The organism is Mangrovibacter yixingensis (assembly GCF_020523985.1).
GTDB classification, from domain to species: Bacteria; Pseudomonadota; Gammaproteobacteria; order Enterobacterales; family Enterobacteriaceae; genus Mangrovibacter; species Mangrovibacter yixingensis.
Window position 1 is genome coordinate 896,177 of the sequence record NZ_JAIVKM010000001.1, and the last position, 25,789, is coordinate 921,965.

20 protein-coding genes and 1 other annotated feature are annotated in these 25,789 nt (G+C 51.9%); of the genes, 4 read left to right on the forward strand and 16 right to left on the reverse strand.

Annotated features, from left to right (window positions below; genetic code table 11):
• Positions 1 to 173: 173 nt before the first annotated feature.
• Positions 174 to 2,780 (forward strand): bifunctional diguanylate cyclase/phosphodiesterase, encoded by a 2,607-nt coding sequence (locus tag LC084_RS04230; RefSeq protein WP_226569639.1) that lies wholly within the window; start codon positions 174 to 176, stop codon positions 2,778 to 2,780.
• 127 nt (positions 2,781 to 2,907) lie between these two features.
• On the opposite strand, the gene LC084_RS04235 is transcribed toward LC084_RS04230, so the two are convergent.
• The 15 genes from LC084_RS04235 to hisL all read right to left on the reverse strand — a co-directional run bounded on the left by LC084_RS04235 (position 2,908) and on the right by hisL (position 19,975).
• A complete protein-coding gene (locus tag LC084_RS04235; protein WP_226569641.1) occupies positions 2,908 to 4,908 on the reverse strand; it encodes a methyl-accepting chemotaxis protein in 2,001 nt (666 codons plus the stop codon).
• Between the two features lie 283 nt (positions 4,909 to 5,191).
• The gene (locus tag LC084_RS04240; RefSeq protein ID WP_226569643.1) at positions 5,192 to 6,619 is read right to left on the reverse strand and encodes a hypothetical protein; all 1,428 of its coding nucleotides are present in this window, start codon (positions 6,617 to 6,619) and stop codon (positions 5,192 to 5,194) included.
• Positions 6,620 to 6,880 (reverse strand): PAAR domain-containing protein, encoded by a 261-nt coding sequence (locus LC084_RS04245; protein ID WP_226569645.1) that lies wholly within the window; start codon positions 6,878 to 6,880, stop codon positions 6,620 to 6,622.
• A 70-nt stretch (positions 6,881 to 6,950) separates the two neighbouring features.
• Positions 6,951 to 7,676 (reverse strand): T6SS immunity protein Tli3 family protein, encoded by a 726-nt coding sequence (locus LC084_RS04250; protein ID WP_226569647.1) that lies wholly within the window; start codon positions 7,674 to 7,676, stop codon positions 6,951 to 6,953.
• A complete protein-coding gene (locus LC084_RS04255; protein WP_226569648.1) occupies positions 7,673 to 9,826 on the reverse strand; it encodes a T6SS effector phospholipase Tle3 domain-containing protein in 2,154 nt (717 codons plus the stop codon). Before LC084_RS04255 ends, LC084_RS04250 begins: the two co-directional genes overlap by 4 nt.
• Entirely contained in the window at positions 9,823 to 12,360 is a 2,538-nt protein-coding gene (locus tag LC084_RS04260) for a type VI secretion system Vgr family protein (RefSeq protein WP_226569650.1), read from the reverse strand. The genes LC084_RS04255 and LC084_RS04260 overlap by 4 nt, the downstream gene beginning before the upstream one ends.
• 337 nt (positions 12,361 to 12,697) lie before the next feature.
• On the reverse strand, positions 12,698 to 13,309 hold the full coding sequence (gene hisIE, locus LC084_RS04265) for a bifunctional phosphoribosyl-AMP cyclohydrolase/phosphoribosyl-ATP diphosphatase HisIE (RefSeq protein ID WP_226569652.1): 612 nt from the start codon (positions 13,307 to 13,309) through the stop codon (positions 12,698 to 12,700).
• Positions 13,303 to 14,079: an imidazole glycerol phosphate synthase subunit HisF gene (gene hisF / locus LC084_RS04270; RefSeq protein WP_226569654.1), complete on the reverse strand. Its 777-nt coding sequence runs from the start codon at positions 14,077 to 14,079 to the stop codon at positions 13,303 to 13,305. The genes hisIE and hisF overlap by 7 nt, the downstream gene beginning before the upstream one ends.
• Positions 14,061 to 14,798: a 1-(5-phosphoribosyl)-5-[(5-phosphoribosylamino)methylideneamino]imidazole-4-carboxamide isomerase gene (hisA, locus tag LC084_RS04275; protein WP_226569656.1), complete on the reverse strand. Its 738-nt coding sequence runs from the start codon at positions 14,796 to 14,798 to the stop codon at positions 14,061 to 14,063. Before hisA ends, hisF begins: the two co-directional genes overlap by 19 nt.
• Before the next feature lie 5 nt (positions 14,799 to 14,803).
• A complete protein-coding gene (hisH, locus tag LC084_RS04280) occupies positions 14,804 to 15,394 on the reverse strand; it encodes an imidazole glycerol phosphate synthase subunit HisH (protein WP_226569657.1) in 591 nt (196 codons plus the stop codon).
• Positions 15,394 to 16,461, reverse strand: a complete 1,068-nt coding sequence (gene hisB / locus LC084_RS04285) for a bifunctional histidinol-phosphatase/imidazoleglycerol-phosphate dehydratase HisB (RefSeq protein ID WP_226569659.1) — start codon at positions 16,459 to 16,461, stop codon at positions 15,394 to 15,396. The genes hisH and hisB overlap by 1 nt, the downstream gene beginning before the upstream one ends.
• A 2-nt stretch (positions 16,462 to 16,463) precedes the next feature.
• Positions 16,464 to 17,549, reverse strand: a complete 1,086-nt coding sequence (hisC, locus tag LC084_RS04290) for a histidinol-phosphate transaminase (protein ID WP_226569661.1) — start codon at positions 17,547 to 17,549, stop codon at positions 16,464 to 16,466.
• Positions 17,550 to 17,558: 9 nt separating this feature from the next.
• The gene (gene hisD, locus LC084_RS04295; protein WP_226569662.1) at positions 17,559 to 18,875 is read right to left on the reverse strand and encodes a histidinol dehydrogenase; all 1,317 of its coding nucleotides are present in this window, start codon (positions 18,873 to 18,875) and stop codon (positions 17,559 to 17,561) included.
• Positions 18,876 to 18,880: 5 nt separating this feature from the next.
• The gene (gene hisG, locus LC084_RS04300) at positions 18,881 to 19,780 is read right to left on the reverse strand and encodes an ATP phosphoribosyltransferase (RefSeq protein ID WP_226569664.1); all 900 of its coding nucleotides are present in this window, start codon (positions 19,778 to 19,780) and stop codon (positions 18,881 to 18,883) included.
• A gap of 46 nt (positions 19,781 to 19,826) precedes the next feature.
• Positions 19,827 to 19,949, reverse strand: a sequence feature (His leader region).
• Entirely contained in the window at positions 19,925 to 19,975 is a 51-nt protein-coding gene (gene hisL, locus LC084_RS04305) for a his operon leader peptide (protein WP_110025554.1), read from the reverse strand. (Overlaps the previous feature by 25 nt.)
• A gap of 322 nt (positions 19,976 to 20,297) precedes the next feature.
• Between hisL and LC084_RS04310 the strand changes: the two genes are divergently transcribed.
• Both LC084_RS04310 and LC084_RS04315 read left to right on the forward strand, forming a co-directional pair.
• Positions 20,298 to 21,122 carry an SDR family oxidoreductase gene (locus LC084_RS04310; RefSeq protein WP_226569666.1) on the forward strand — a complete coding sequence of 275 codons (825 nt, stop codon included), beginning with the start codon at positions 20,298 to 20,300 and terminating at the stop codon, positions 21,120 to 21,122.
• A gap of 364 nt (positions 21,123 to 21,486) precedes the next feature.
• The gene (locus LC084_RS04315) at positions 21,487 to 22,836 is read left to right on the forward strand and encodes an APC family permease (protein WP_226569668.1); all 1,350 of its coding nucleotides are present in this window, start codon (positions 21,487 to 21,489) and stop codon (positions 22,834 to 22,836) included.
• An 88-nt stretch (positions 22,837 to 22,924) separates the two neighbouring features.
• On the opposite strand, the gene sbcB is transcribed toward LC084_RS04315, so the two are convergent.
• Positions 22,925 to 24,349, reverse strand: coding sequence for an exodeoxyribonuclease I (gene sbcB, locus LC084_RS04320; RefSeq protein ID WP_226569669.1), 1,425 nt, complete (start codon positions 24,347 to 24,349; stop codon positions 22,925 to 22,927).
• Between the two features lie 256 nt (positions 24,350 to 24,605).
• Here sbcB and dacD point away from each other — a divergent pair, with 256 nt between their 5' ends.
• On the forward strand, positions 24,606 to 25,787 hold the full coding sequence (gene dacD, locus LC084_RS04325) for a serine-type D-Ala-D-Ala carboxypeptidase DacD (protein WP_226569670.1): 1,182 nt from the start codon (positions 24,606 to 24,608) through the stop codon (positions 25,785 to 25,787).
• Positions 25,788 to 25,789: the final 2 nt, after the last annotated feature.

The window sequence follows — 25,789 nt, forward strand, 5'->3', positions numbered from 1 at the left end:
CTGCAGACTGTGATGCATTGCCTAAAGTAACAGCAGTTAATGCCGATACTTCCAATACCTTTCGGTGCATCCCTCTTGAGCCGTAAATCCAGGTTGCAGCAATGGGTGAATGAAAACCGATGATACAGTCCGGGTTAAGGACGGTTTTGCTTCAAGACGAAAGGGCTGATGCCATGTACGAAAAAATACACAATGCCGGTACAAGTGGGCAGGGTGTTACGCCAGCATTGAGCCAGTTACAAGCGCTTGATGACGTACTTGCCATTGCTGAGTTCGATGGCAACGGATGCGTGCGCCAGGTGAATGAAAATTTGTTGAATCTGTTTGGCTACCAGTCAGAAGAAGTGGTAGGGCGCCATCATAGTGAGTTTTGCCTGCCTGATTTTGCTGACCACCCGCGCTACCTTGTACTGTGGCAGGATTTGATGCGCGGTATTTCGGGCTCAGGCCTGATTATTGCGTTGCACAAAACAGGACGTTTTATCTGGATTGATGTTACTTGGGTGCCTGTTGCTGATATAAGCGGGCAGATTACTGGCGTGCTGGCATTGGTTCGCCCGGCTAACGAACAGACCCGGCATGATTTTGAACAACCCGCGCTGATGTACCAACAATTCCAGGTCACCGAAGTGATTCACACCGCCGTAATGGTGAGCGATGGTGCAGGCCATATTCGCTATGTCAGTAAAGGCTTCACACAGTTACTTGGCTGGGAACTTAACGGGCTTAATGGCGTAAGCTCGGTTGATTTGTTACTGAGCGAACTTGATGAACCTGCCCGCCAGGCGGTTATCCGCGAACTGAGTAGCGGAGAGCCACTGGAAGGTGAATACTTAATTGAAGATAAAAGCCATCACCAGCATTGGGTAAGATTGGTGTGTTACCCAATAGTCAATCCCCAGACCCGGCAAGTGTTGCACCAGGTGTGGATGGTATACAGCGTCACACACAGTAAAATCTACGAAGCACTGCAGCAACAGGTTCTGGAAGCGCTGGTTCAGGAGCGCCCGCTGGTGGATGTGCTTGAGCTGATTTGTAATGAAGTTGAGCGTATCGCCCCGGATATTACAGCCACCATTCTTGAGCTGGATAACCGGGGGCGGCTGTTTCCCCTGGCAGGCCCTGGCATGGCAAAATCCTACTCGCGCCAGCTTGAAGGGTTACAGATTGGCCCCAATGTAGGTTCCTGTGGCTCTGCCGCCTGGTTTAACCAGCCTGTGCTGGTTACTGACATAGCCACAGACCCTCGCTGGGACGCCTTTCGCGATTATATCTTGCCGCTGGGTTATATTGGCTGCTGGTCAACACCTGTGTGTAATAACCAGGGCAAAGTGATTGGCACCTTTGCGTTCTATTTCCGCCAGCCGTTAACGGAGCGCATCTCATTACTGCACCAGTATCTGATTGATGTCTCGACCCATTTATGTTCACTGGCACTAACCCGTGAGCATGCGCGCCAGCGAATCAGCCAGTTGGCGTTTTACGACAGCCTGACTGGGCTACCAAACCGCAGCCTGTTACAGGCCAAACTGGACCAGGAAATTGAAGCAGCAGCATATCGCAACGAAGCGGTGGCTGTACTGTTTATTGACCTGGACCGTTTTAAACAGATTAATGACTCATACAGCCACCAGTTAGGGGATGATGTCCTGGTACAGGTTGCGCAGCGCCTGCAATGTGCATTACGCGTAACGGATATTGCAGGCCGCCTTTCCGGGGATGAGTTTTTAGTGGTGATGCCACAGTGCGACAAAGACCAGGCGCAGGAAGCTGTATCCCGTTTACAGTCGGTACTCCATGAGCCGCTGGAGTTACCGGGAACGGCGTTGTCAGTAACGGCAACTATTGGTCTTGCTATGTATCCTAACGATGGCAAAACAGTGGATGAGCTGATTCAGCATGCTGACCTGGCGATGTCTCAGGCCAAAAGTTGTGGTCGTGGGCAGTGGGCATTTTTCAGTAATGATATGGGCCAGACAGCACAGGAGCGCATGAAGCTCGAAAGTGCTTTGCGCCGGGCGGTGAAACAGAGTGAGTTGCAGCTCTATTACCAGCCCCAAATTACACTGCGTGATAACAGCATTTATGGCGTTGAAGCGCTGGCCCGTTGGATCCATCCTGAATTTGGCATGGTGCCGCCTTCGCGTTTTATTCCCCTGGCTCAGGAGTGTGGGTTGATTGCTGAGTTAGGTATCTGGGCGATGGATACAGCCTGTGAACAACTTGCCGCCTGGCAGGCTCAGGGCATTCCCGTACCGGCGGTGTCGGTTAATCTTTCTTCCACCAGTTTTCATGACCTGTCATTACCAGTTACTGTGGCAAAGATCCTCGAAAAGCATGGGCTGGAGCCCCATCACCTTACACTGGAATTGACGGAAAGTGTTTTGCTGGACAGTAACGTGAATACGGTGACATGCCTGAATGAAGTCAACGCGCTGGGCGTCCGTCTATCGATGGATGATTTTGGTACGGGTTACTCCAGCCTGAGTTATTTGCGCCGGTTACCGTTCAGTGAGCTGAAACTGGATCGCAGCTTTGTGGCAGATCTTGAAAACGATGAGATAGCCTGCTCCCTCAGTAAAGCAATTATGGGCATTGGGGAAAGCCTGAGGCTGATTGTGGTCGCTGAAGGTGTGGAAACCTGCGAGCAATTTAACCGTTTGCGTGACCAGGGCTACCCGGTAGTACAGGGGTATTTGCTTGCCCGGCCAATGACACCACAAGCACTACTAGCCTGGCTGGATGAGCGCCAGATGATAGCCAGTATACAGGGCAATTAATCTTTGCCCGTATCGGGCGCTTGCACGCGCTGAAAGAGATAAAGAGAGCCTGGTGACAGGCTCTCTTGCTATTAAAAATGCGGTAACGCTAACAGGAAATGGCACCATCCTGTGCCATTCGGGCAGATTATACGGGTGCTGGCAGGGCAGATACCTGCACTGGCCTCATCTGAACCTCGGGTGTTTCCAGTTCCTGCTCACTAACACGGAATACCGCTATTTCGCTGGCGAGTTCCTGCGCTTCCTGGCGTAATAGCGTGGTGTTATGGGCTGTCTGGTTAATCGTGGCAAGGTTTTCTGCTACGGTTTGCTCCATTTGGCTTACCGCCCGGGTGACTTCATCAATCCCTTTGCTTTGCTCATCTCCGGCCACACGAATTTCCGCCATGATATTTTTTACCTGTTCCACATCATTGACTAACTGAGCCAACTGCTTCCCGGCATTGTCGATAAACTGGCTTCCGGCTAAAACATGGTTGTTTGAATCGTCAATCAGCGCTTTTATTTCATGAGATGCAGTGGCACTGCGTTGTGCCAGTAACCGCACTTCTCCCGCGACAACGGCAAACCCCCGGCCTTGTTCACCCGCGCGGGCGGCTTCCACTGAAGCATTTAGTGCCAGGATATTGGTCTGGAAGGTGATGTCATCAATAACACGCAAGATTTCGCCAACTCTGCCGGATGCCTGGCGGATGTTATTCATGGAACTGATAACCTGCTTCATTACCTGGTCATTTTGTTGCGCAGTACCCGCTGTTTTTTCGGCCAGTTGGTCGGCAACACGCACGTTGTCGGCATTCTGTCGCACAGTAGCATTGAGTTGCTCCATTGCCGCGGCGCTTTGCTCCAGTGCGGCTGCCTGGCCTGCGATTTTATCCGCCAGCCCACTGTTGTTGTCTGCCAGAGCAGCAGCCCCCTCTGCGACAATTTCGCTGGTGCTTTGGGCGCTACGCACCACACTGGCGATTTTATCGGCAAACTGGTTAAAGGCATGGGCAATACCCGCTAACTCATCTTCGCCGTTGTCGTCCAGACGCCGGGTAAGGTCACCATCGCCGTGGGCAATTTCGTGCAGTGCCTGTTGTGTGGCATTCAGTCTGCGTGTCATGGTTTTACTGATTACCCAGAAACCCAGCATCAGCACAGCCAGAACGGGAACCAGAATAAACAAAATACCGTGGGTAATGGTTGCGGCCAGGCCCGATACCCTGGCATCAGGGGTAACCAGGCCAATAACCCAGCCAGTGCTCTTCATGTGAAACAGGCTGACCTGCGTATGTTCCCCCAGTAACGGGTCTTTCAGGTTGCCCACGGCGGTAACACTGGTGTCATCGTGAAACTGGTTAACTGCATTATTTACCGGTGTGAGCCAGGGGTGTTTTTCTGCCAGTTGTGCCAACGACATCAACTGTTTTTCATGGGCAACTGGCGAAAAAATAATTTGTTTGGTGGCGTCCAGAACAAAAGTATAGCCGCCGGTAACTGTTCCGCTTTTTTGCAGGTAAGCGCCGAGATTATCAAGCTGGACATCAATGGTGGCGACCCCGGCAAACTGGCCTGCTGCATTATGGTAAGGCACGCTGCAGGTCACCATATTCACACCAGAGACCGGGTCCTGGTAAACTTCAGACCAGGTGCACTGGTTACCTGGCGCATTTTTCACTGCGGTGTACCAGCTTTCGTTATGGTAATCCGCAGTAGACGGGTCGTTATAGCCATTAGAAAAGGTCAACTTACCGTCATTTCCTCGTGCCCAGAAAAAGCTGTGCCGGGCTTCACCCTCGCTGAAGGCATTCGGCTCAGGCCAGATACCGCCGCCCGCTATGGTGTTGTTTTGCTGGGCATCAATCATACCTGGCAGAACGTCTTTATAGAGGGCGTCCTGGTGAGGAAGTTGTTCCGCCAGGCGGGCCATACTGATGGCCTGGCCTTCAATTTTTTTCAGTTGCTGGTCAATATTGGCAGACAGGTTATTTCCCGCCTGGAGAATCAGTTGGTTGCTGGCATCAATGATTCGCGGCCGGGCGAACCACTGCATGGTGAAATACACAATCAGCACTGTGACGGCCAGAATAATGACGCCACCGGAAAGCAACTTTCCGGATAAACGCGCCGGAATGAATCGCATACAGACTCCTTAACACTTAAATAGAATACTTGCGCACAGCGGCCAGGGGACAGAAACGTCTAATGCGCTTCTGTTCCGGTGGGAGCCAGAAAGTTAAGCAGGGTAGTGATGCAGGTTTTTTTTATTGAATCCTGAAAGAGCTATCGGCAATGGCGTGATAAACCTGAGGGTAATAGGGGTGTTATAAGTATTTACTATGGAAGTTGTTCAGGTTGTGTGGGTAGCGGGCGGTTTCTTGCCCGGAAAGTACCGGGCTTATGGGTTGAGTAATAGGCTTATGAGTTTAGTAATAATAGCATTTGAGCTGCCTGAATAATGCGTTTTGGTACCGGAACTCGTTGAATACAATTATCGCCAATATGATGAGATAGAACACTAATATACTTGAAATCAAGTAATCCGACATATTTCCCTCCCCGGCTCCGGTTAAAAAGATGGCGCTAAATAAGTTACTGGCGAAAATGGTACATAACCCCATTGAAAGCGAGGCGAACAGGGTATATTTAAAGCTTTGAGCTTCCCGTGTCTCATAGTCAGTTTCATGGTAAGGCACATAGCTGCTCAGGTGGGTGATATTGATTTCACTGAGTGAAGGTGCTGCCGCCAGTAGCTGCCCTTGCTGGCCATGGCGAACCGCACTGGCGGCCCATTCCAACATAAGCCAGAGGTAACCCGTACTCCATTGGTCAGTAGGTTGCAGGGTATGCCACTTTTGGCTGCTGGCAGGAAACCCTGCGGCATTTATTGCCTCCTCCAGTAAATATTTCCCTTCTCCGCTGATGTTGGTGCGCCACAGGTGGCGTAACTTAGCACTGGGTACACGTTCTGTGGCAAACAGTATTTGTACTGTTTCTGTTAACGTATTTAATGGGCTGGTGACACTGCTAAAGTACCAGACCGGGACATGCTGTGATGCCACTTTCTCATTCCAGCAGAACAAAAAAGCTGTGCCGTGCTCACAAAATTCATCTTCTGGTTTCGTGTGTAGCTCGAGCGAAACCAGCAACCTGAACCCTGTGAAACCCTTTGCTATCCACTCATCCAGCATACTTCTGTCGGGGGTGGTCGCCTGGGTGTGGACAGCAACATCATTAAATTGTGGGTAATATTGCCTGAACAGTGTGACAGCATCCTGAAATACCTGATCATTGCCATGGCGGATAAATAACCATATTTCACTCAGCGCTTCCGGATTTTTCAATGCAGAAAAGGACAGTTTGCTCAGGAGTAATGACAAGGCCTGTTGGGTACGGCTAAGGCCATTATGTTCATCCGGCGTGATAGGCAATTTACGGGGAATATCTTTACTGGCAGGCATTTCTCCTTCCAGATTAAGTATTTTTAGTGTTGCATTATCTACCGGGAAGAGCGAAGCGTGCTCAGCGATTTGTATCGCCTCAGATGTTTTGTTTTTCCACCATATAAGATGCTGACCATAAAGCGAGTCACGGTTCCAGTGCCGTAGTTTTCTGAATAAATAGGCACAGAGAAACAGGCTTATAACCAGAGCCCCAGAAAAAAACGGGAGTAGTACGGTTTGTTGCAACAACCTGGATAATGTAAGTGTTGTTTCATCCAGTGTTGTTAAACCGAGTACCAGCACAACGATAGTGGTGCACAGTACCGTAATCCAGGCTGTTTTGTGAGGGAAATGAAGCGTATTCGCACTGGGATAAGGGTTTTTTGGTAAGGGATGACGTAAGTATATCATTCAGCATACCCCGGCATCGGGTAAGGAAGAGATGAGTGAACAACCACATTGTGTATGGCATTGTTCAACGGCTACAGGGCGACTATTCATCAGCCATCCAGGGGAGCCTTCTGTAACAATGGTTGGGCCGTGAATGGCACACAACGCCTGATCGCCCGCCAGCACAATAGGTATTCCGCCAAAGAGTGCACCGCTGGCTTGCGTAACGGAGCCACCTCTGCTGAGTTTATCGCCCAGGCGAATAACACGTTGTCGAATCATCTGAAAATCCTTTTATATGAGTGATGGTTAATGGTCTGAAAGAAAAAATTTTATTGCCAGGTATGAGCTACTATTCCAGCCCGGCACCCAGATCGCAGCGCATATGTGTCCAGCCGCGGTAATCCTTCACTTCCGGAATGGCTTCCGGCAGGTTCTGGAAGTTGGTGTAATGTTTATAAACCAGCTGGTTAAGCACCCGTGGCGGATCGATATATTCAAGGCCCCACCCTCTCCCGGGCGAACGGGGTGAAATATGGTACTGACGAGGCTTGCCACGAAACATAATGGAGTAATCAATACCGGGGCCGCCGGGCGCCAGCCTGGGGTCATCAAAGGGGTGGGAGGACATATAAATCCGGCCCTGTCTGGTCAGCAGGAAGCCCTGATCATTAACCACGGTGACTGAGACGATGTCATCATAAGAGGGAGTTTCCGTACCATCATCTTCATCGCCTTTGAACTTAACGCCTTGCCATGTTTTTCCATAGTCTTTGGAAACTCGCATACCGGCCTCACCCCAAATAGGCACCGCCATATACCGCTCCGATGTGTTAATCAGTTTACGAGTGAATATCCGATAAGACTGGTAATAAATTTGGCTGCGGATATCATTTTTTTGGTCAACAAACCACAGTTCACCTTCACAGTGCCAGCCTTTAAGCTCCAGCCAGCGGTGCTCATCGAAGCGGTACACCACCTGCACCGGTGGCTGGCGCGGGTGGCAGGCAGCGAGTAACCCGCAGGCCAGTAACGCTAACAGGCTGCGCCGTAATACTCTTTTTTTAACCGGGTTCATGGTTTGCTCCATCTGTGGTTGGCATTGGGCAACGGGGTACCCGCTGGGGCGGGCATATCCCACTGGGGCAGGGGGGTAACTTGTGGGTGTGGGTCTCGTGGGTGGCGCGGGGGTTCTGTGCGCTCTGCGGGTGCATATTCATTAACAACCCCAAACTCTCCACTGGGTAAAATATCATTGGGCTTATTCATAAAGTCTTTTGTGTCTTCCTTTGGTAATTCCCCCGTTTTGTAATACTTTTTGGTAAATTCATCCGGGTTATTCCAGTGCCGCCAGTCTGCCTGGCGAATCAGGCGTTGCCAGAAATCCGGGTCTTCAAAGGCCATGCAGTTGCCTATTGCCAGGTCCCAGGCCATTACTTTTTCGGGTACATCCGGGCTCATCACTATTGAAGAGTGCTGGCTCAGTTTTACCGGGTCGCCATATTTTTCCATCTGGTCAATCTCTTCATCGGTTTTATTACGAAACAGCACATACTCCCTATGCTGCGGGTTACCGCCCACATAACCTGAAGTGAAGGTGGTTTGGTAATGGGCGTTAATTTCCGCTATCTCTTTATCGGTCAGTTTCTGCCCAGGTCGGGGTGGTTGGCCGTACAAATTGATAACATTGCGGTTCTCTTTCACCTGCCAGACCAGGCTGTATGACCGGGCAGAATAGTCAATGTAGCGGTCTTCGCGCCCAATACCGCTGTGGTAGCGTTGTTTGCCTTCATCGGGGGTATGGCCCATCAGGGTAAAGGTGAACACTTCAGGCAGGGCATCACCGTTAACGGTGACCTCACTGTTCCATGGGTAACTGGCATTGGTGGGCCAACTGTCGTAGATAAAATCGCCGGGCTGTTCAGGGAGTTTTTCAAACGGTGCCTGCGCCGGGTTCCCGCCCACTGGGTAGCGCTGGCTGAAGACGCGCTGGAACAGATTGGGGTGCTTGCGGGCAAGCGGGTCTGGAATGCCACGCCAGCCCATGCCCTGCACATTGATAAGTGAAACCGTGCCGTCGTCCGGGCAAAAGTAGTTATATACCCGGCCAAAGTTATTCCGGCTGTGGCGTGGGTCGCTGTGCCAGTGGTGGTTAAGCCCCAGTGTGCCGTCATTGACCATGGCCTGGAGAAAATCCGGGGCGTAGTGCCCGTCTGGGGCATATTTCGGGTTAGTGGCCATCAGGTTGCAGAAGTTGGCGAAGGTTTGCTGGCGGGCGCGGGTGGTCTGCTGGCGGCCGGGCAGGCGGTTTTCCATAAAGCGTTGTTCAAGGGAGTAGGGTGAATGGCACAGAATCACACAGTCTGCAGGGGTTCTGTCTGCCCGCTTTACCAGCATATTGGCCAGCATTGCCAGCAGGGTGCCCTGGCTGTGTGCCACAATATTGATTGTATCAAACTCAGTATCTTTATTACCGCGGATTGCCAGGATCAAATCTGCCAGGCGCTGGGCGGCAAAAAACTGGTAAATGCGGTGCGGGTTTTGGTAAATCGGGTGGGTGAAATCATTGTGGTTAAATTTTGAGTGGCGGCTGTATGCACCGGCAAGCCAGGTGGCAACACCGCCAGCACCAGGGCCCAGCATATCAGGCAGGCAAGTCGTGGCGTTGGCAAAGGTGCCGCCGTCTTTTGCCCCGGCAAGGTTAAGAACATTGCCAAAGTTGTCGTTAAGAAAACCGCGCCCTTCAGGGTTAAGTTTTTTCAGGCGTTTGGCATCATTTTCCAGCCAGGCATCATAAGGCAGCATGGCGTCCGGGCCCAGTTTACGCACTTCTTCCCGGTAACGGCGCTGGTCTTCAAGCCAGGTGGCGTGGTCAACCGGGCGGTAGCCCCAGTGAAAAGGGATGACGGGTGAACGGCCACTGCCGGTAATACGCTGCGGCGGGTTGCTTAAGTCGGTTTGCCCGCCAAGTTCCCCCCATTGGTGAATATGCAGATCATTGCGTGCAAGGCGGGTATTCAGCCCGGCAACAATGCCTTTTTCCTGGTGCTGGTAGGCTTCACCTGTGTCGTTTACCCCATGAACCAGAATCACAATACAGGGCAGTGGCCGGCCCGCTGTAAATTGCTGCACCAGCATGGCACCGCTGGTTTCAACCGGCACACCAATAAAGTTCCCCAGTTCATGGTTGTTGTAAACCGGGCTGGCATTATCCTTATGCGTACTCATTGTTTGGCTTCCCGTTTGAGTGAAACAACGCAGGCTTCTGTTTCGGTGAGAGAAAGGAGTGGCGAGTGCCCGTTGGCATCGGTTTTCCCTTCAACCACCGAGCCGTCGGCTCTTTTTATTCTGAACGCCTGGTTTACCAGCACTTGCCCCGGCTCCCCGTCACAACACAGTTGCACCTTGCGCCCTAACGCTCCCGGGTTGAAAGCAGGCGCGACTAGTTTGGTGGTATCCCCTGGGTGCCACGCCAGTGTGGGGGATTTCTGGTCTATGCTGACAGGCGAAAATATTTCAACACTGCCGTTAGGGTGAATACGTATCCCGCCCCCACCACTGTGGAGGAATATGCCATTTTTGGCGCTGAGTTGGAGTTCGCCCTTGCTGCTGGTAAGTTGCATATTCTGCTCGGACAGCGCAGATAACGTGCCACGCTGCGCCTGGAAATTAAGATTACCGCTGGCCGCAATAAGCTTAATTCCAGCTTTACGCACAAAAGCGGAAATCCCCTGGCCTGCGGCAAGAGAAAGTGTTTTCAGAATATTGATACTGCCATGGTTTTCGGCGGTAACGATGGCATCTTTACCCGCAGAAAGTTGCAGGTTTTTGGGGGTGGCCTGGGTGATCCCTGCATCGCCCCAGGCGACAATTCCCGGTTGGTTGAGGTGTTGCAGCGCCTGGTTTGCTTCTTGCTGAGAGCCTGTATCTACGGTATCGCTCCCTGCCTGTTGCGCACTGCCTTGCAGACTGCGCGCCAGAACAAGGGCCTGCTCCAGTTGCCGGATGGTCTCCGGCATATCCAGTTGCTTACCCTTTGCACCCGGTTGGGAAGCCGTGGTCAGTAAGATGCCTTTTGCGGAGCGAATCGCGGTATGGTTATCGGTACGCAATTCTGCACCTTCTCCACGCGGCTTGCGCTCAGCATCCACCATTCGCCCCAGGTTGAGTTGCGATTTACCCGGCTCAGTAGCCAGTTTGATATGCTGCTCGCCCTTTTTATCTTCCATGCGCAATTTGTTCTTGCCATGGGTGCGAATAACATTGCGGGTACTGTTGGTGTAGTTAACCACGTCGGGATTAAAAGCGTTATGCAACACATGGGCGATATACGGGCGTTCGGGGTCGCCGCCTTCAAAAGCAACCGCAACCTCCATGTTATCGAGCAGTGGGAAGTGAATACCATATTGGTCACCGGCGTAAATTCGGGCCAGGCGTACGGGCATACTTTCTTCACCTTTATGCCATTCATCACGGTCAAAACTAAATTTCACTTTATAACGGCCAAATTTATCCGGCCGGGCTAGTTGGTCGTTGCGTTTTGAGCCTGAAACCCGTGCCGGAACAGTGCCGGTAATCACCGGACGAGGGCGATATGCGGGCCGCCATACCACTAAGTTGTTTTTGGGCATACCGGACAATTTCGCCTGGAAACCATGCCCACGCCCACCCTGGCAGACCAGTGACGTAACCAGAAAACCGGGCTCAAATACTTGCGGTGTATCCCCCGTTATCTGCACCAGCATTCCTGGCAAAATTGCCGGGTCGTCTGCTGTGGCATGCAACTGCACACGCGCACATAAATGGCGTTCGTGGCGAATACGGGCATAGAACCATGCGCTCTCTGCCACTTCACCGGGTGCCACCGCATAGCGGTCGCCCATTGATTGGGTGTTGTCGCCATACTGGTAATCGCAGCCCACCGTAAAGGGGGCTTCGCGCCCTTGGTCTGCGGTGGATTCCGGGAAGGGTTCTTCTTTATTGTGGTAGTAATAATTACGGCTGTGAGCGGCGCGCGGGGTTACCTGTGCATGGCTTACCATATCGCGAATAGTTAAGGTATCGCCCACCAACCCGGCTTCAGGAAGCGCCTGAATGGTATGGCCTCTGATATACATTTTCAGGCTGTCGCTAAAGACAATAACCGTCACATTTTCAACTTTTTCATGGGGCTCAAACCGAAACCAGATACCGGTTTCTGATAATACCCGTAGCACAAAGTCGTAGTCCGATTCGCCCCACTGGACCATCATTTCCCGCAGTGGATAGCGCCATGACAAGTTGTCCATATTAATTTCATAACCATGCAGGCCATGGGATTTTAAAATACGGGTGACAACTTCTGGTACGGAAACCTGCTGGTAAATAGCATAGCGGCGAGAATGGCGCAGTAATACCAGTGGGTGCTCAAGTGTGGCTTCATAATAGGATTCATCTTTATTGGCAGACAAACGTGAAAATGCGGTAATTATGCCGTGTACTTCCCGTAAGCATTGCCATTTGGGTAGGTTTTTCCTGTAGCGAGAATAATCCGGGTTAGGGCTGCGCATCACAAATATGGCTGGCTGCAGCATAATATTTTCAGGAGAAATATCTTGTTCAGGAGAAGTGAAGCGCAATGTATAACACCAGGGTTCACTCAGCGCTTCCTGCCCGGTAAATGACTCTATATCTGTTTCTATGGTGGTACGTTTAAATAGCAGTAAATAACGGTTGAGAGTGTCTGCCTGAATTTGTTGGTGCTTTTGGGGAATGTCCGCCATCTGAGCTTTCCATGATAATCGCGCTCGTGAAAGTTGGGCGGAGAGTAAGCCAGGAAAAAACAGCGGTAAATACGTTATTTATATGGTTATTCATCAGGAAAAAATAACAAATCCGCCTGAGGCCAGGAAGCGTGTGCGTTGGTGAGGTGTTTTATTTTTAATGAAAATGGCAGGCTGTTAATAATTTTATAATGGAGCGGTTTGTTTATTATTATACTGTTAGCCGTATTATGAATACGGGCACCTGTATTCAACATGTTTTTTGCAAGGTTGTTTGTTCAGCAAAATAAAACGCCGCAGTTGCAGCGTTTTATTGTGTCACGGAAAATAGAAGAGATTATTTATGCCGCGATTTCAGGTTATCAATTACTGTGCCTAAATCCAGTTCCTGATCCTGCAACAGTACCAGTAAGTGGTACATCAGGTCAGATGCCTCATTCGTCAGTTCATGCTTATCATGCACCGTTGCGGCGAGCGCGGTTTCCACACCTTCTTCACCCACTTTCTGGGCAATGCGCTTGGTGCCGCTGGCATAAAGTTTGGCGGTGTAAGAACTGGCCGGGTCCGCGTGTTTGCGCTCTGCCAGCAGGCTTTCCAACTCGTACAGGAAATGCCACTGATGGTGAGTATCACCGAAACAACTGGAAGTCCCTTTATGGCAGGTGGGGCCAATGGGGTTCACCATAACCAGCAGAGTGTCGTTGTCGCAGTCAGCGGTGATACTTACCACATTGAGAAAATGGCCGGAAGTTTCGCCTTTGGTCCACAGGCGCTGTTTAGTCCGTGACCAGAACGTCACTTTGCCATTTTGCTCTGTCTGCGCCAGGGCTTCCTGGTTCATATAACCCAGCATCAGGACTTCACCGGATACGGCGTGCTGCACGATAACCGGTAACAAGCCATCGGTTTTTTCCCAGTCCAGTTGCGCACGTTGTTGTTCTGTTAACACACTCGAATCTCCACACCTTGCTGCGCCAGATACGCTTTCAGTTCACCAATATTGATTAACTGTTTATGAAACACGGAGGCGGCGAGCGCACCATCCACGTTAGCGTCACGAAATGCCTCGAGGAAATGTTCCATTGTGCCAGCACCGCCAGAAGCAATCAGCGGGACATGGCAAACCTCGCGCACTTTTTTTAACTGAACCAGGTCGTAGCCATTACGTACACCGTCCTGGTTCATCATATTCAGGACGATTTCGCCCGCACCGCGCTTTTGCACTTCCTGCACCCAGTCCAGGGTTTCCCATTGGGTGACGCGGGTACGGCTTTCATCGCCAGTATACTGGTTAACATGGTATTTCCCGGTTTCATTGTCAAACCAGGTATCAACGCCCACCACAATACACTGAACGCCAAAGCGGTCAGCCAGGCGAGTGATGAGCGTTGGGTCTGCCAGTGCCGGGGAGTTAATCGAAATCTTATCTGCCCCGAACGACAGGATCCGTGCCGCGTCTTCCAGCGACTTAATGCCGCCAGCCACACAAAATGGGATGTCGATGACTTCCGCAACTTTGGCTACCCAGCTTTTGTCGACCACACGGCCATCACTGGAGGCGGTGATATCATAAAAAACCAGTTCGTCGGCACCTTCTGCCGCATAGCGCTGGGCCAGCGGGACGATATCGCCAATAATTTCGTGGTTACGGAACTGCACGCCTTTTACCACCTGGCCGTCTCGTACATCCAGACAGGGGATTATCCGTTTTGCCAGCATTCGATTGCCTCCGTTACGCTAAATTTACCTTCCAGCAGGGCGCGTCCAACAATCACACCTTCCACACCACTGCCACGCAAAGCGGCGATATCTGCCAGGCCACCAATGCCCCCAGAAGCCTGAAAGGCCACTTGCGGGTAATGTGCACACACATCGCGGTAAAGGCCGACATTGGAACCCGCCAGGGTACCGTCACGGGAAATATCGGTGCACAGCACATGTTTCAGGCCAAAAGGCAGAAAGCGCTCAACAACATTCTCCAGAGACTGGCCGGAGGTTTCTTGCCAGCCACTGACCGCGACTTGCTTATTTCCCTGCTGGTCAATGCGCACATCCAGAGCCAAAACCAGGGCGTCAGCGCCGAATTTAGTGAACCATTGCTCAACTGTTTCCGGCGATTTTACCGCAGTTGAACCCACCACCACTCGGGTGGCTCCGGCATTAAGCAGTGCGGCAACATCGTCTTCGCTGCGCACACCACCACCAACCTGAACCGGCACATCCACACCCGCCAGCAGGTTTTGCAGTAAAGGAATCTGGCGTTTCGCCGGGTCTTTTGCGCCGGTTAAATCCACCAGGTGCAACACTTGTGCGCCCATACCAGCGTAGGCCTGCAGGCGCGGCAGGGGATCGCTGCCGTAGTCGCGTTGCTGCCCGTAATCGCCCTGATGCAGGCGAACCACTTTGCCATCAATTAAATCCAGTGCGGGAATAATCATCTCGCTTACATCTCCAGAAAGTTTTTGAGCAACTGCGCACCGGCGGAACCAGAACGTTCGGGGTGAAACTGCACGCCGAAGAAGTTGTCTTTTTGCACGGCGGCGGTGAAGGCTTCGCCGTAACTGCATTGTGCAATGGTGTTGGCGCATACGGGCATCGCATAACTGTGAACAAAGTAAAACCAGGCACCCGGTTCGATGCCACGAAACAGGCGGTCACCGGCTTTAGGGTAAACCTTGTTCCAGCCCATATGGGGCAGCGGCAAGCCTGCGTCTTTCATTTTTAATACCGGCTGGTCAACCAGCCCCAGGGTTTCCACACCGTTATTTTCATCACTGGCGGTACCAAGCAACTGCATACCCAGGCAAACCCCCAGCAAGGGCTGAGTGGCGGTTTTCACCAGTTCAACCAGCTCGCGTTCACGCAACTGGTCCATGGCGGCTTGTGCAGTGCCTACGCCGGGCAGGATCAGTTTATCTGCCTGGCGGATAACATCCGCATCTTTACTGATGGTTGGTTCATAGCCCAGGCGTTGTACCGCAGAGCGGACAGACGACAGGTTGGCACACCCGGTATCAATAATGACGACATTCATTACAACACTCCTTTTGACGAAGGCAGTGCATCCCCTTCCACGCGAATGGCCTGGCGCAGTGTGCGGCCAAAGGCCTTGAACAGGCTTTCAACGCGGTGGTGATCATTTTTGCCTTTGGTTTTCAGGTGCAATGTCACGCCCATGGTATAAGAGAGCGAGCGGAAGAAGTGCTCGACCATTTCGGTGCTCAAATCGCCCACGCGCTGGTAATTGAACTCGGCTTTATATTCCAGGTGCGGGCGGCCAGAAATATCCATGGCGCAGCGTGCCAGGCATTCATCCATGGGCAGCACAAAACCAAAGCGCGCAATACCACGTTTGTCGCCCAGGGCCACACGCAGTGCTTCACCTAAGGCCAACCCGGTATCTTCAACGGTGTGGTGGTCGTCAATGTGCAGGTCGCCATGGACTTTAACGGATAAACGGAACCCGCCGTGGGTGGCAATTTGGTCCAGCATGTGGTCGAAGAAACCTACACCCGTGTTGATGGTGCTTTCACCTTCGCGATCGAGCCACACTTGTACGTCAATCTGGGTTTCGCGGGTATTACGCTCAACCCGTGCGTACCGGTCGCGCTGGGTGAGTTTGGTGCAAATATCGTCCCAGCTCAGGTTATCGGGTGCGTATTGCAGCCCCTGAATACCCATATTGCTTGCCAGCGCGATATCGGTTGCGCGGTCACCAATCACATAGCTGTTGGCGGCATCCATCACACCGCGTACCAGGTATTTTTCGACCAGCCCGGTTTTAGGTTTGCGGCAGGTGCAGTTGTCCTGCTGGAAATGCGGGCAGATAAGAACCTCTTCGAATTTTACGCCCTGCGAGCTGAGAACCTGCATCATCAGGTTATGCGGGCCATCGAAGTCTGCCTGTGGGTAGCTGCTGGTACCAAGGCCATCCTGGTTGGTGACCATCACTAACTGCCAGCCTGCTTTTTGCAGTTGCAGCAGGGCCGGAATAACACCGGGCTCAAAGGCGAGTTTGGCATAGCTGTCCACCTGGAAATCTTCCGGTGGTTCGGTAATCAGGGTGCCGTCCCGGTCAATAAAAAGATACTTCTGGCTCATACTTACTCCGCTGTGATGCTGGCTGACAATGCGTTCAGGGCGGTAACAACACGCTGGCATTCTGCTTCAGTGCCAATAGTGATGCGCAGGCAACCGCCAAGACCAGGTTGTTTACTCTGGTCACGTAAAATAATGCCTTGATCCCACAGGGATTTAAAGACAACACTGCATTCACTTAACTTGAATAACACATAGTTAGTGTCAGAAGGGTAGACTTGTTCTACACCCGGCAACGCCTGCAATGCACTGACCAGTTCGCGCCGGTTGCGTAAAATTTCTGCCACCCGGCCACGCATGGCGGTTAAACCTGCTTCACTTAATGCCTGGGCTGCAATATCAGCAACCGGTGTGCTCAGCGGATAAGGCGCAATTACTTTTAACAGCAAGTCGATAACGGGTTTGTTGGCGAGTGTAAAGCCACAACGCAACCCGGCCAGAGCAAACGCTTTCGACAGGGTACGCAGTACAACCAGGTGCGGGTAATCCTGCAACCAGGTGGTCAGTGTGGCTTGTGGGCAAAACTCAATATAGGCTTCGTCGGCAACCACAATGGCACGGTCGCGGGTCATTTCAAGCAGTGATTTCAGGTCTTCCGGGTTAATTACCTGGCCGGTCGGGTTGTTCGGGCTGCACACAAACACCACCTTAACGCCATCCAGTTGTGCCTGCATGGCGGGCAGGTCAAGCTGCCAGTTGGCGAGAGTAGGAACTTTGCGGCATTCCACACCAATGGTTTCTGCACTCACACTGTACATGCCATAGGTGGGAGGGCAAATCATAATGGCGTCCTGGCCTGGTTCACAAAATGCCCGCACCACCAGTTCAATACCTTCATCGGCTCCGCGGTTAACCAATACCTGGTCTTTATTCAGCCCGGCATAAGCGGCATAGCGGGTGATAACTGCTTCTGGCTGGCATTCCGGGTAACGGTTCAGGGTTTGTTGGGTCAGTTCGAATGCGACAGGGGTCGGGTATTCGTTAGCATTCAGCCAGACATCGCCTTTGCCGCCTAAACGGCGGGCTGACTGGTAAGGTGTTAACTGGCGTACATTTTCCCGTGCCAGTGCTTCAATAGACTTGCTGCTCATGTGTTTCCCTCAACCCTGTTTGTTGTTTTGCGCCAGTGCGGCAACACGCAATGTCACGGCATTTTTGTGTGCGGTTAATTGTTCCGCGGCGGCCAGCGTTTCAATGGTTTGCGCCAGGCTGGCGAAGCCTTGTGGCGACAGTTCCTGTACCGTCATACGTTTTTGAAAATCCGCCAGGCCAAGGCTTGAGCAGGTGGCGGTATAACCGTATGTGGGCAATACATGGTTGGTTCCGGATGCATAATCACCGGCAGATTCTGGTGACCAGTCACCCAGGAACACAGAGCCTGCACTGGTGATGTCATCAACCAGGCTGCGTGCTTCGCGGGTTTGAATAATTAAGTGTTCCGGACCATACAGGTTAGATATTTCCACGCACTGCGCCAGGTCACGCGCCACAATCAGGCGGCTTGCTGACAACGCCTGACGGGCAGTTTCAGCACGCGGCAATTCAGCCAACTGGCGCTCAACGGCCAGTGCCACACGGCTGGCGATGTCACGGTCTGGTGTCAGTAAAATGACTTGTGAATCCGGGCCGTGTTCCGCCTGGGAAAGCAGGTCGGAGGCAACAAAGTCTGGGTTGGCACCACTGTCGGCAATCACCAAGACTTCTGAAGGCCCGGCAGGCATATCAATGGCTGCACCATCAAGCCGCTGGCTGACCTGGCGTTTGGCTTCGGTAACAAACGCATTGCCAGGGCCAAAGATTTTGTCTACGGCAGGCACTGTTTCGGTACCGAATGCCAGCGCCGCTATCGCCTGAGCCCCACCGGCCTGGAAGACTTCTTTCACGCCACACAGGCGGGCGGCATAGAGAATTTCATCGGCAATTGGCGGCGGGGAGCACAGTACAACCCGGCGGCAACCGGCAATACGTGCCGGGGTTGCCAGCATTAATACTGTTGAAAACAAAGGCGCTGAACCACCAGGAATGTAGAGGCCAACCGCCGCAACCGGGCGGGTGACTTGCTGGCAACGCACGCCTGGCAATGTTTCGATATCAACCGTTGCCAGTTGCTGGGCACGGTGGAAGGTTTCAATATTTTTGACCGCTACAGCCATTGCCTGTTTAACGTCGTCACCCAGGCGTGCCACTGCAGCATCAATCTCAGCGTCGCTGACGCGCAATTCACTGACGGCGGTTTTATCAAAGCGGGCGCTGTATTCACGCAAGGCGTCATCACCACGATTTTTGACGTTATCGAGGATTTCGCTCACGGTGCGGGTGATGCTGTCAGAGGCAGAAATCGCCGGGCGCATCAATAGTGCGCGCTGTTGTTTGGCATCGCACGTATTCCAGTCAATCAGGGTATCGAAGCGGCTCATAGTCATTACTCCATCATTTTTTCAATGGGCAGGACGAGGATAGAACTGGCACCCAGCACTTTCAGTTTTTCCATGGTTTCCCAGAACAGGGTTTCACTGCTGACCATGTGCATGGCAACACGCTGTTTGTCGCCAGCCAGCGGCAGAATCGTGGGGCGTTCAGCACCTGGCAGCAGAGCAATCACTTCTTCCAGACGGTCACTTGGCGCGTGCATCATGATGTATTTGGATTCGCGTGCCTGAATCACGCCCTGAATACGGGTCATCAGGCGGTCGATCAACTGTTGTTTGGCACTGTCCATTTCGCCATCACGCTGAATCAGGCAGGCTTTGGAACGGTAAATTACTTCTACTTCACGCAGGCCGTTCGCTTCAAGCGTTGCCCCGGTAGAGACCAGGTCACAGATGGCATCAGCCAGGCCGGCACGAGGGGCCACTTCAACGGAACCATTCAGTAAGCAGGATTTGAACTGGATATTTTTTTGGTCGAGATAACGTTTGAGCAGGTGCGGATAAGAAGTAGCGATACGTTTGTTATTCAGGGCAGCCGGGCCATCCCAGGTTTCGTCTGCCGGCAGGGCCAGGGAGAGGCGGCAACCACCGAAATCGAGGCGGCGCAGTGTGAAGTAACGTGGGTCTTCACCTTGTGCCCGGCGAGTCAGCAGCTCTTCTTCCAGCACATTCTCACCAATAATCCCCAGGTCCACAACACCATCCATAATCAGGCCCGGAATATCGTCATCGCGTACACGCAGAATATCGATAGGCATATTCTCAGCCAGTGCAATCAGGCGTTGTGTGTGCAGGTTCACCTTAATGCCGCAGCGGGCGAGCAGTTCGCGTGAATCATCACTTAAACGGCCTGATTTTTGAATAGCTATGCGTAAACGTGAATTATCTAACATTATGTTGTTACCTCTTAACCTGTTTAACTCTGCCCGAAAAACGTAATAAAAAAGCCCCCGGAAGTGTGACCTTCCGGGGGCTTTCATTGCGTTCATGCACCACTGGAAGATCTGAATGTCTTCCAGCACACATCGCCTGAAAGACTAGTCAGGATGATGGTGATGATGGTGGTGTTTAAATTGAACGCTTTTCATAAAATTCTCTGTATGAATGACTATTCATTAAGTGGTACTTACCGTAAACCAGGTTAAGGGCTGAACGCAAGCCCTTTTTTTACAAGATTAAGAACTTTCATTTTCATCCTGACATTGTTGGTAACCCGCGACAGGCGTAGCGTAGTACTATGATTACTTGATTGTGCGATTAAGCCATCGGGTCAGAATTTAGCTATTAAGGAATGAAGCAGTTTGCGCCTGGGTTATTGTTACTGGCGGTAACATTGCAGAAAAAGCTCATGGCTTACCAGGAAAATCCTGATTTATACATAAGGTATCAACACCGTTAAGGAGAGCAGGCATGAAAAAGGTCGCCATTGTCGGTTTGGGCTGGCTGGGAATGCCTTTGGCATTGTCGCTTATGGCGCAAGGGTGGGAAGTGAAGGGCAGTAAAACGTCACAAGATGGTGTGGAAGCGGCTCGCATGTGTGGTGTCAGTTGCTGCCAGCTCCAACTCGAGCCTGAACTAACCTGCGATAACGATGCGCTGGATGAATTACTGGATGTCGATGCTCTGGTCATTACATTACCAGCCCGGCGAACAGGGCCTGGCGATAATTTTTACCTCACGGCTGTTCAGGAACTGGTTGATAGTGCTCTGGCACGCCATGTGCCGCGGATTTTGTTTACCAGCTCAACCTCGGTATACGGCGAGGTTGACGGTACGGTTAAAGAAAACACACCGCTAAACCCTGTCACGGCCAGTGGCCGAACGTTACAAGAACTTGAACGCTGGTTGCATAATTTGCCCGGAACTTCGGTGGATATTGTACGCCTGGCAGGCCTGGTGGGGCCACGACGCCACCCGGGGCGTTTCCTGGCCGGGAAAACGGTGTCGGGTGGCAATAATGTGGTGAACCTGGTGCATCTGGAAGATGTGGTGGCGGCAATTAGCCTGTTGTTGCAGGCCCCCAAAGGCGGGCGTATCTATAACTTGTGTGCTCCTTCACACCCAACCAAGCGGGACTATTACCCGACGATGGCTGAAAAGCTGGGTGTGGCCGGGCCGGTCTTTACGGATGAACCGGGGCAACCGGGCGGGAAGAAAGTGGATGGGAACCGGATTTGTAATGAACTTGGGTTTGAATACTTGTGGGCGGACCCATTTGTTATGCCGGTAGAATAATCTTAAAAATTCTGAAAAATAACTTATTCTCAATGAGATAGTTTAATGCGCTGAGTGGATTCTGAACCGGCTAAACAGTTTGGTGAACGGAAAGTGCGTTTTCATCCATTGTCAGTGTTTTGTCAGCTTGATTTTACACTCTGCAATGTGCAGAATACGCGCCCTGTAAAAATGATGATTAACCGACGTTTATTTCACGTCGGTTATTTTTTTGCATAAAAAACACTTCGTTTAAATAAGAGGCCGGGCTTTTTGTACCGGATAGATAGTCACTTTTAGATTTCGACCGTCGTGTCGCTCAAGGATACCAATATGGGGCAATTTATTGCTATTGCGATGGCTCATGCCGTAAGAGGTAACGTTCATGTCGCATAATGCCACTTCAGGTGCAACCCCTCGCGTGGGTTTACGTAAAACGCTTACCCTGCTCCCTGTCATTATGATGGGGCTGGCGTATATGCAGCCTATGACCCTGTTTGATACGTTTGGTATCGTGTCAGCGAAGACCGATGGTCACGTCGCCACGGCTTATGCTTTTGCATTAATCGCTATTTTGTTTACGGCGTTGAGCTACGGCAAACTGGTGCGCCGCTTTCCGTCAGCAGGCAGTGCGTATACCTATGCACAAAAATCTATCAGCCCGGTGGTTGGGTTTATGGTGGGTTGGTCTTCACTGCTGGATTATCTGTTTATGCCGATGATCAACATCCTGTTGGCGAAGATCTATTTTGAAGCCCTGGTGCCCAGCATTCCTTCATGGATTTTTGTTGTGCTGTTGGTGGGTTTCATGACTATCTCCAACCTGCGCAGCATTAAGGCTGTTGCCAACTTTAATACAGTGATTGTCGCTCTGCAGCTTTCGCTGATGGCAGTGATTACTGGGGTACTGATATATGGTGTATTCCACGGCCAGGGCGCCGCTACGCTGACCAGCAGCCAGCCGTTTTGGAACAGTCATGCCCATGTGGCACCCATGATTACTGGTGCGACGATTCTGTGTTTCTCTTTCCTGGGTTTTGACGGGATCAGTTCACTGTCTGAAGAAACCAAAGATGCCGACCGGGTTATTCCCAAGGCGATTTTCCTGACTGCGCTGATTGGCGGTGTGGTGTTTATTGTGGTGTCTTACTTCCTGCAATTGTGGTTCCCGCGTATTGCAGAAGAAGCGACCCAGCCAGACATCATGCTGGCGGTTGCCGGTAAAGGCTTCCAGTTTGGTGTGGTGGTATTCTCTACGGTAACCGTGCTGGCATCAGGGATGGCTGCGCATGCCGGGGTTTCCCGCCTGATGTATGTGATGGGGCGTGATGGCGCATTCCCGTCGCGTTTCTTCGGTTACCTGCACCCAGTATGGCGTACACCTGCAATGAACGTTCTGTTAGTGGGCGCGATTGCACTGTTGGCTATTAAGTTCGACCTGGAAACTGCAACCGCATTGATTAACTTTGGTGCGCTGGTGGCGTTTACCTTTGTGAACCTGTCGGTTATCTCGCAGTTTTGGATCCGTGAAAAGCGCAATAAGACACTGAAAGACCATCTCCAGTACCTGGTCTTGCCTGTGTTGGGTGCGCTTACTGTTGGCGCATTGTGGATTAATCTGGAAGAAAGCTCGATGATCCTTGGCCTGATTTGGGCGGCGGCTGGTCTGATTTACCTGGCCTGCGTGACCCGAGTCTTCCGTAATCCAGTGCCACAATACGAAGATATTGCCTGAGATTAACCTGACTCACCTGCCATAATAAACGGCCCCAATGTTGCTGCATTGGGGCCGTTATTTTTTGTAGGCTTCTTGCCAGAAGGCGTCAGTTCACCAGTTCCTGCACATATTGGTAGAGTGCTTTCAACAGTTGTTGTTTGTCTGCCTGGCCTTCGTATTGTTGCCAGAGTTGCGCCAGTTCGCTGGCATAGTGCTCCAGGTTTTCTGGGGAGAACACTTCGCGGCGATGTGCCAGCCAGCGCTGTTGTTCGGCTTCATCCAGTGTGCCGGGGAAGTTACGCGCACGGTAGTTAAACAACAATTTTTCAATTCTTGGATCGGCAAAGGTAATATCCAGCGCAGGCAGGTTTTTCGGCTCAGTTTCCTGAATAATCTTCATGCTATTGCGGTCTGCGTCGCTGAAAAAGCCATTATAGAGTTGTGCATCGACATTCTCTGCTGGGGTAAATGGCTCCGCGCCAGCAAATATAGCCACCACTTTTTCCCGCACCTCGGGGTTGGCCTGAAGCAGACGCAAGTTGGCCAGGCATTGTTCACGGTCAATATTCAGACGTTGTGCGTCTTCCGGGCGGAGTGTGCGCGCTTGAGCCAATACCGGGCATTTATTCAAGTGTATGAGTTTAACTGGCACAGGCAGGTGTTCGCCCAGTTCTGCTTTAGGGGTATATAACCGTTCACGCAGAGTATCTGCATCCAGCTCCAGCAGGGGAGAGACATCGGCGGCCAGGTCCACCATAATTACCGCGTTACGGTTGTCCGGGTGCCATGCCAAAGGCGCGACCCAACTGGTATTGCCGCGCCAGGCACCAAACATACCGGAAACGTGCACTAGCGGGGCCATTTTGGGAATATCAATCAGTGTCATCAGCTTTTGTTTGCTGCGGTACTGCCATAAATAGTCAAACAGCCGTGGCTGATGTTTTTTCACTAACTGCGCCATGGCGATAGTCGCCCAGACATCAGCCATCGCATCGTGCGCGTTGCTGTGCTCTATGCCATTGGCGGCAGTCAGGTGCTCCAGGCGGAAACTGGGCAAGCCATCTTCATTTTCTGGCCAGTTAATCCCTTCCGGGCGTAGCGCATAACAGGCGCGCATAACATCCAGCAAATCCCAGCGTGAATTGCCGTTTTGCCAGCTCCAGGCGTAAGGATCGTAGAAATTACGGTAGAAAATATTGCGGGTAACTTCGTCATCGAAGCGCACATTGTTGTAGCCCACGATACAGGTCTTTGGCACGGTGAAAATATCGTGAATACGCCGGGCAAACAGTGCCTCATTTTCACCCTGTTCCCGCGCCTGCTGTGGTGTAATTCCGGTAACCATTACTGCGCCAGGTTGTGGCAGGTAGTCATCCGCAGGCTGGCAAAAGAACACTTCCGGCTCACCTACGGGGTTGAAATCGCTGTCTGTGCGTATTGCCGCGAACTGCGCTGGCCTGTCCAGCGCCGGGTGCGTGCCGAAGGTTTCGTAATCATGGAACAAGAAGGTTGGTTGAGCGGCGTCAGTCATTGCAGGTAGTGTCCATCTTCGGTCAATACAGTTAACCATGAATTATGGCGAGTTAACGTTGTGATGACCACCGCTATCCGGCAGATAGCCGATTATTTGTGCTGTATGCAGTGGCTTTTAAAGCGCAAAGGACATAATAAGACAAACCGCAGCAGGTGTTTGTCACATTTTCTTGCAATTTCAACAGGAAACGACACGCCAGTTTCCGTAAAAAGAGCGGCGAGAGAAATAATTGACGTTGAATGAGGAAATTGCGTTGAAGCTCCGTTTTTTAATCACCGCCACATTACTGGCTACGTCCGTCGGCACGGCATGCGCGGCACCGGCCCAGGTACCAGATTTTTTCTCTGGTCCGCCAGCACCGCCTGCTATCCAGGCGGCTTCATGGGTGTTAATGGATTACACTACAGGCCAGGTACTGACTGCGCATAACGAGCATCAACAACGCGACCCAGCCAGCCTGACTAAACTGATGACGGGCTATGTGGTTGACCGTGCCATCGACAGCAAACGAATTACTGCTGATGACATGGTTACCGTGGGCAAAGATGCCTGGGCGAAGGGCAATCCGGTATTTGATGGTTCTTCACTGATGTTCCTTAAACCAGGCGACCGTCTGTCTGTTCACCAGCTAAGCCTTGGCCTGATTGTCGACTCCGGTAACGACGCTTGTGTGGCGCTGGCAGACTATGTGGCAGGTGGGCAGCCCCAGTTTGTCTCCCTGATGAACCAGTATGTCCAGAAATTACACCTGAACGACACCCACTTTGAAACAGTTCATGGCCTGGATGCCCCCGGCCAGCACAGCTCGGCCTATGACCTGGCCGTGCTTTCGCGAGCCATCATTCATGGCGAACCTTCGTTCTACCAGATGTACAGTGTGAAAACACTGAGCTGGAACGGTATCACCCAGAACAACCGTAACGGCCTGTTGTGGGACAAATCCCTGAATGTCGACGGGCTAAAAACCGGGCACACTTCGGGAGCGGGTTTTAACCTGATCGCCTCCAGTGTAAATGGCAACCAGCGCCTGATTGCGGTAGTTATGGGGGCCGATAGTGCCAAAGGCCGTGAAGATCAGGCCCGGAAGCTGCTCACCTGGGGCCAGCAGAATTTCCAGACCGTGGAAGTGATGCACAAAGGGCAAAAAGTGGGTGATGAGCGCGTTTGGTATGGTGATAAATCATCGGTACAGGTAGGCACAGATCAGGATCACTGGATGGTGTTACCTAAAGATGAGCTGCAGAATATCAAAGCGAAATATAGCGTCACACAGACCACCCTTGAAGCGCCGTTGAAGGCAGGTTCTACAATTGGCCAGATAACGTTGTACGATAAAGACAAAGTGCTGGCTCAGTGGCCGTTGGTGGCACTTAATTCAGTAGACAAAGGCGGCATGTTCTCGCGCCTGAGTGATTGGGTTCACCTGAAATTGTAATC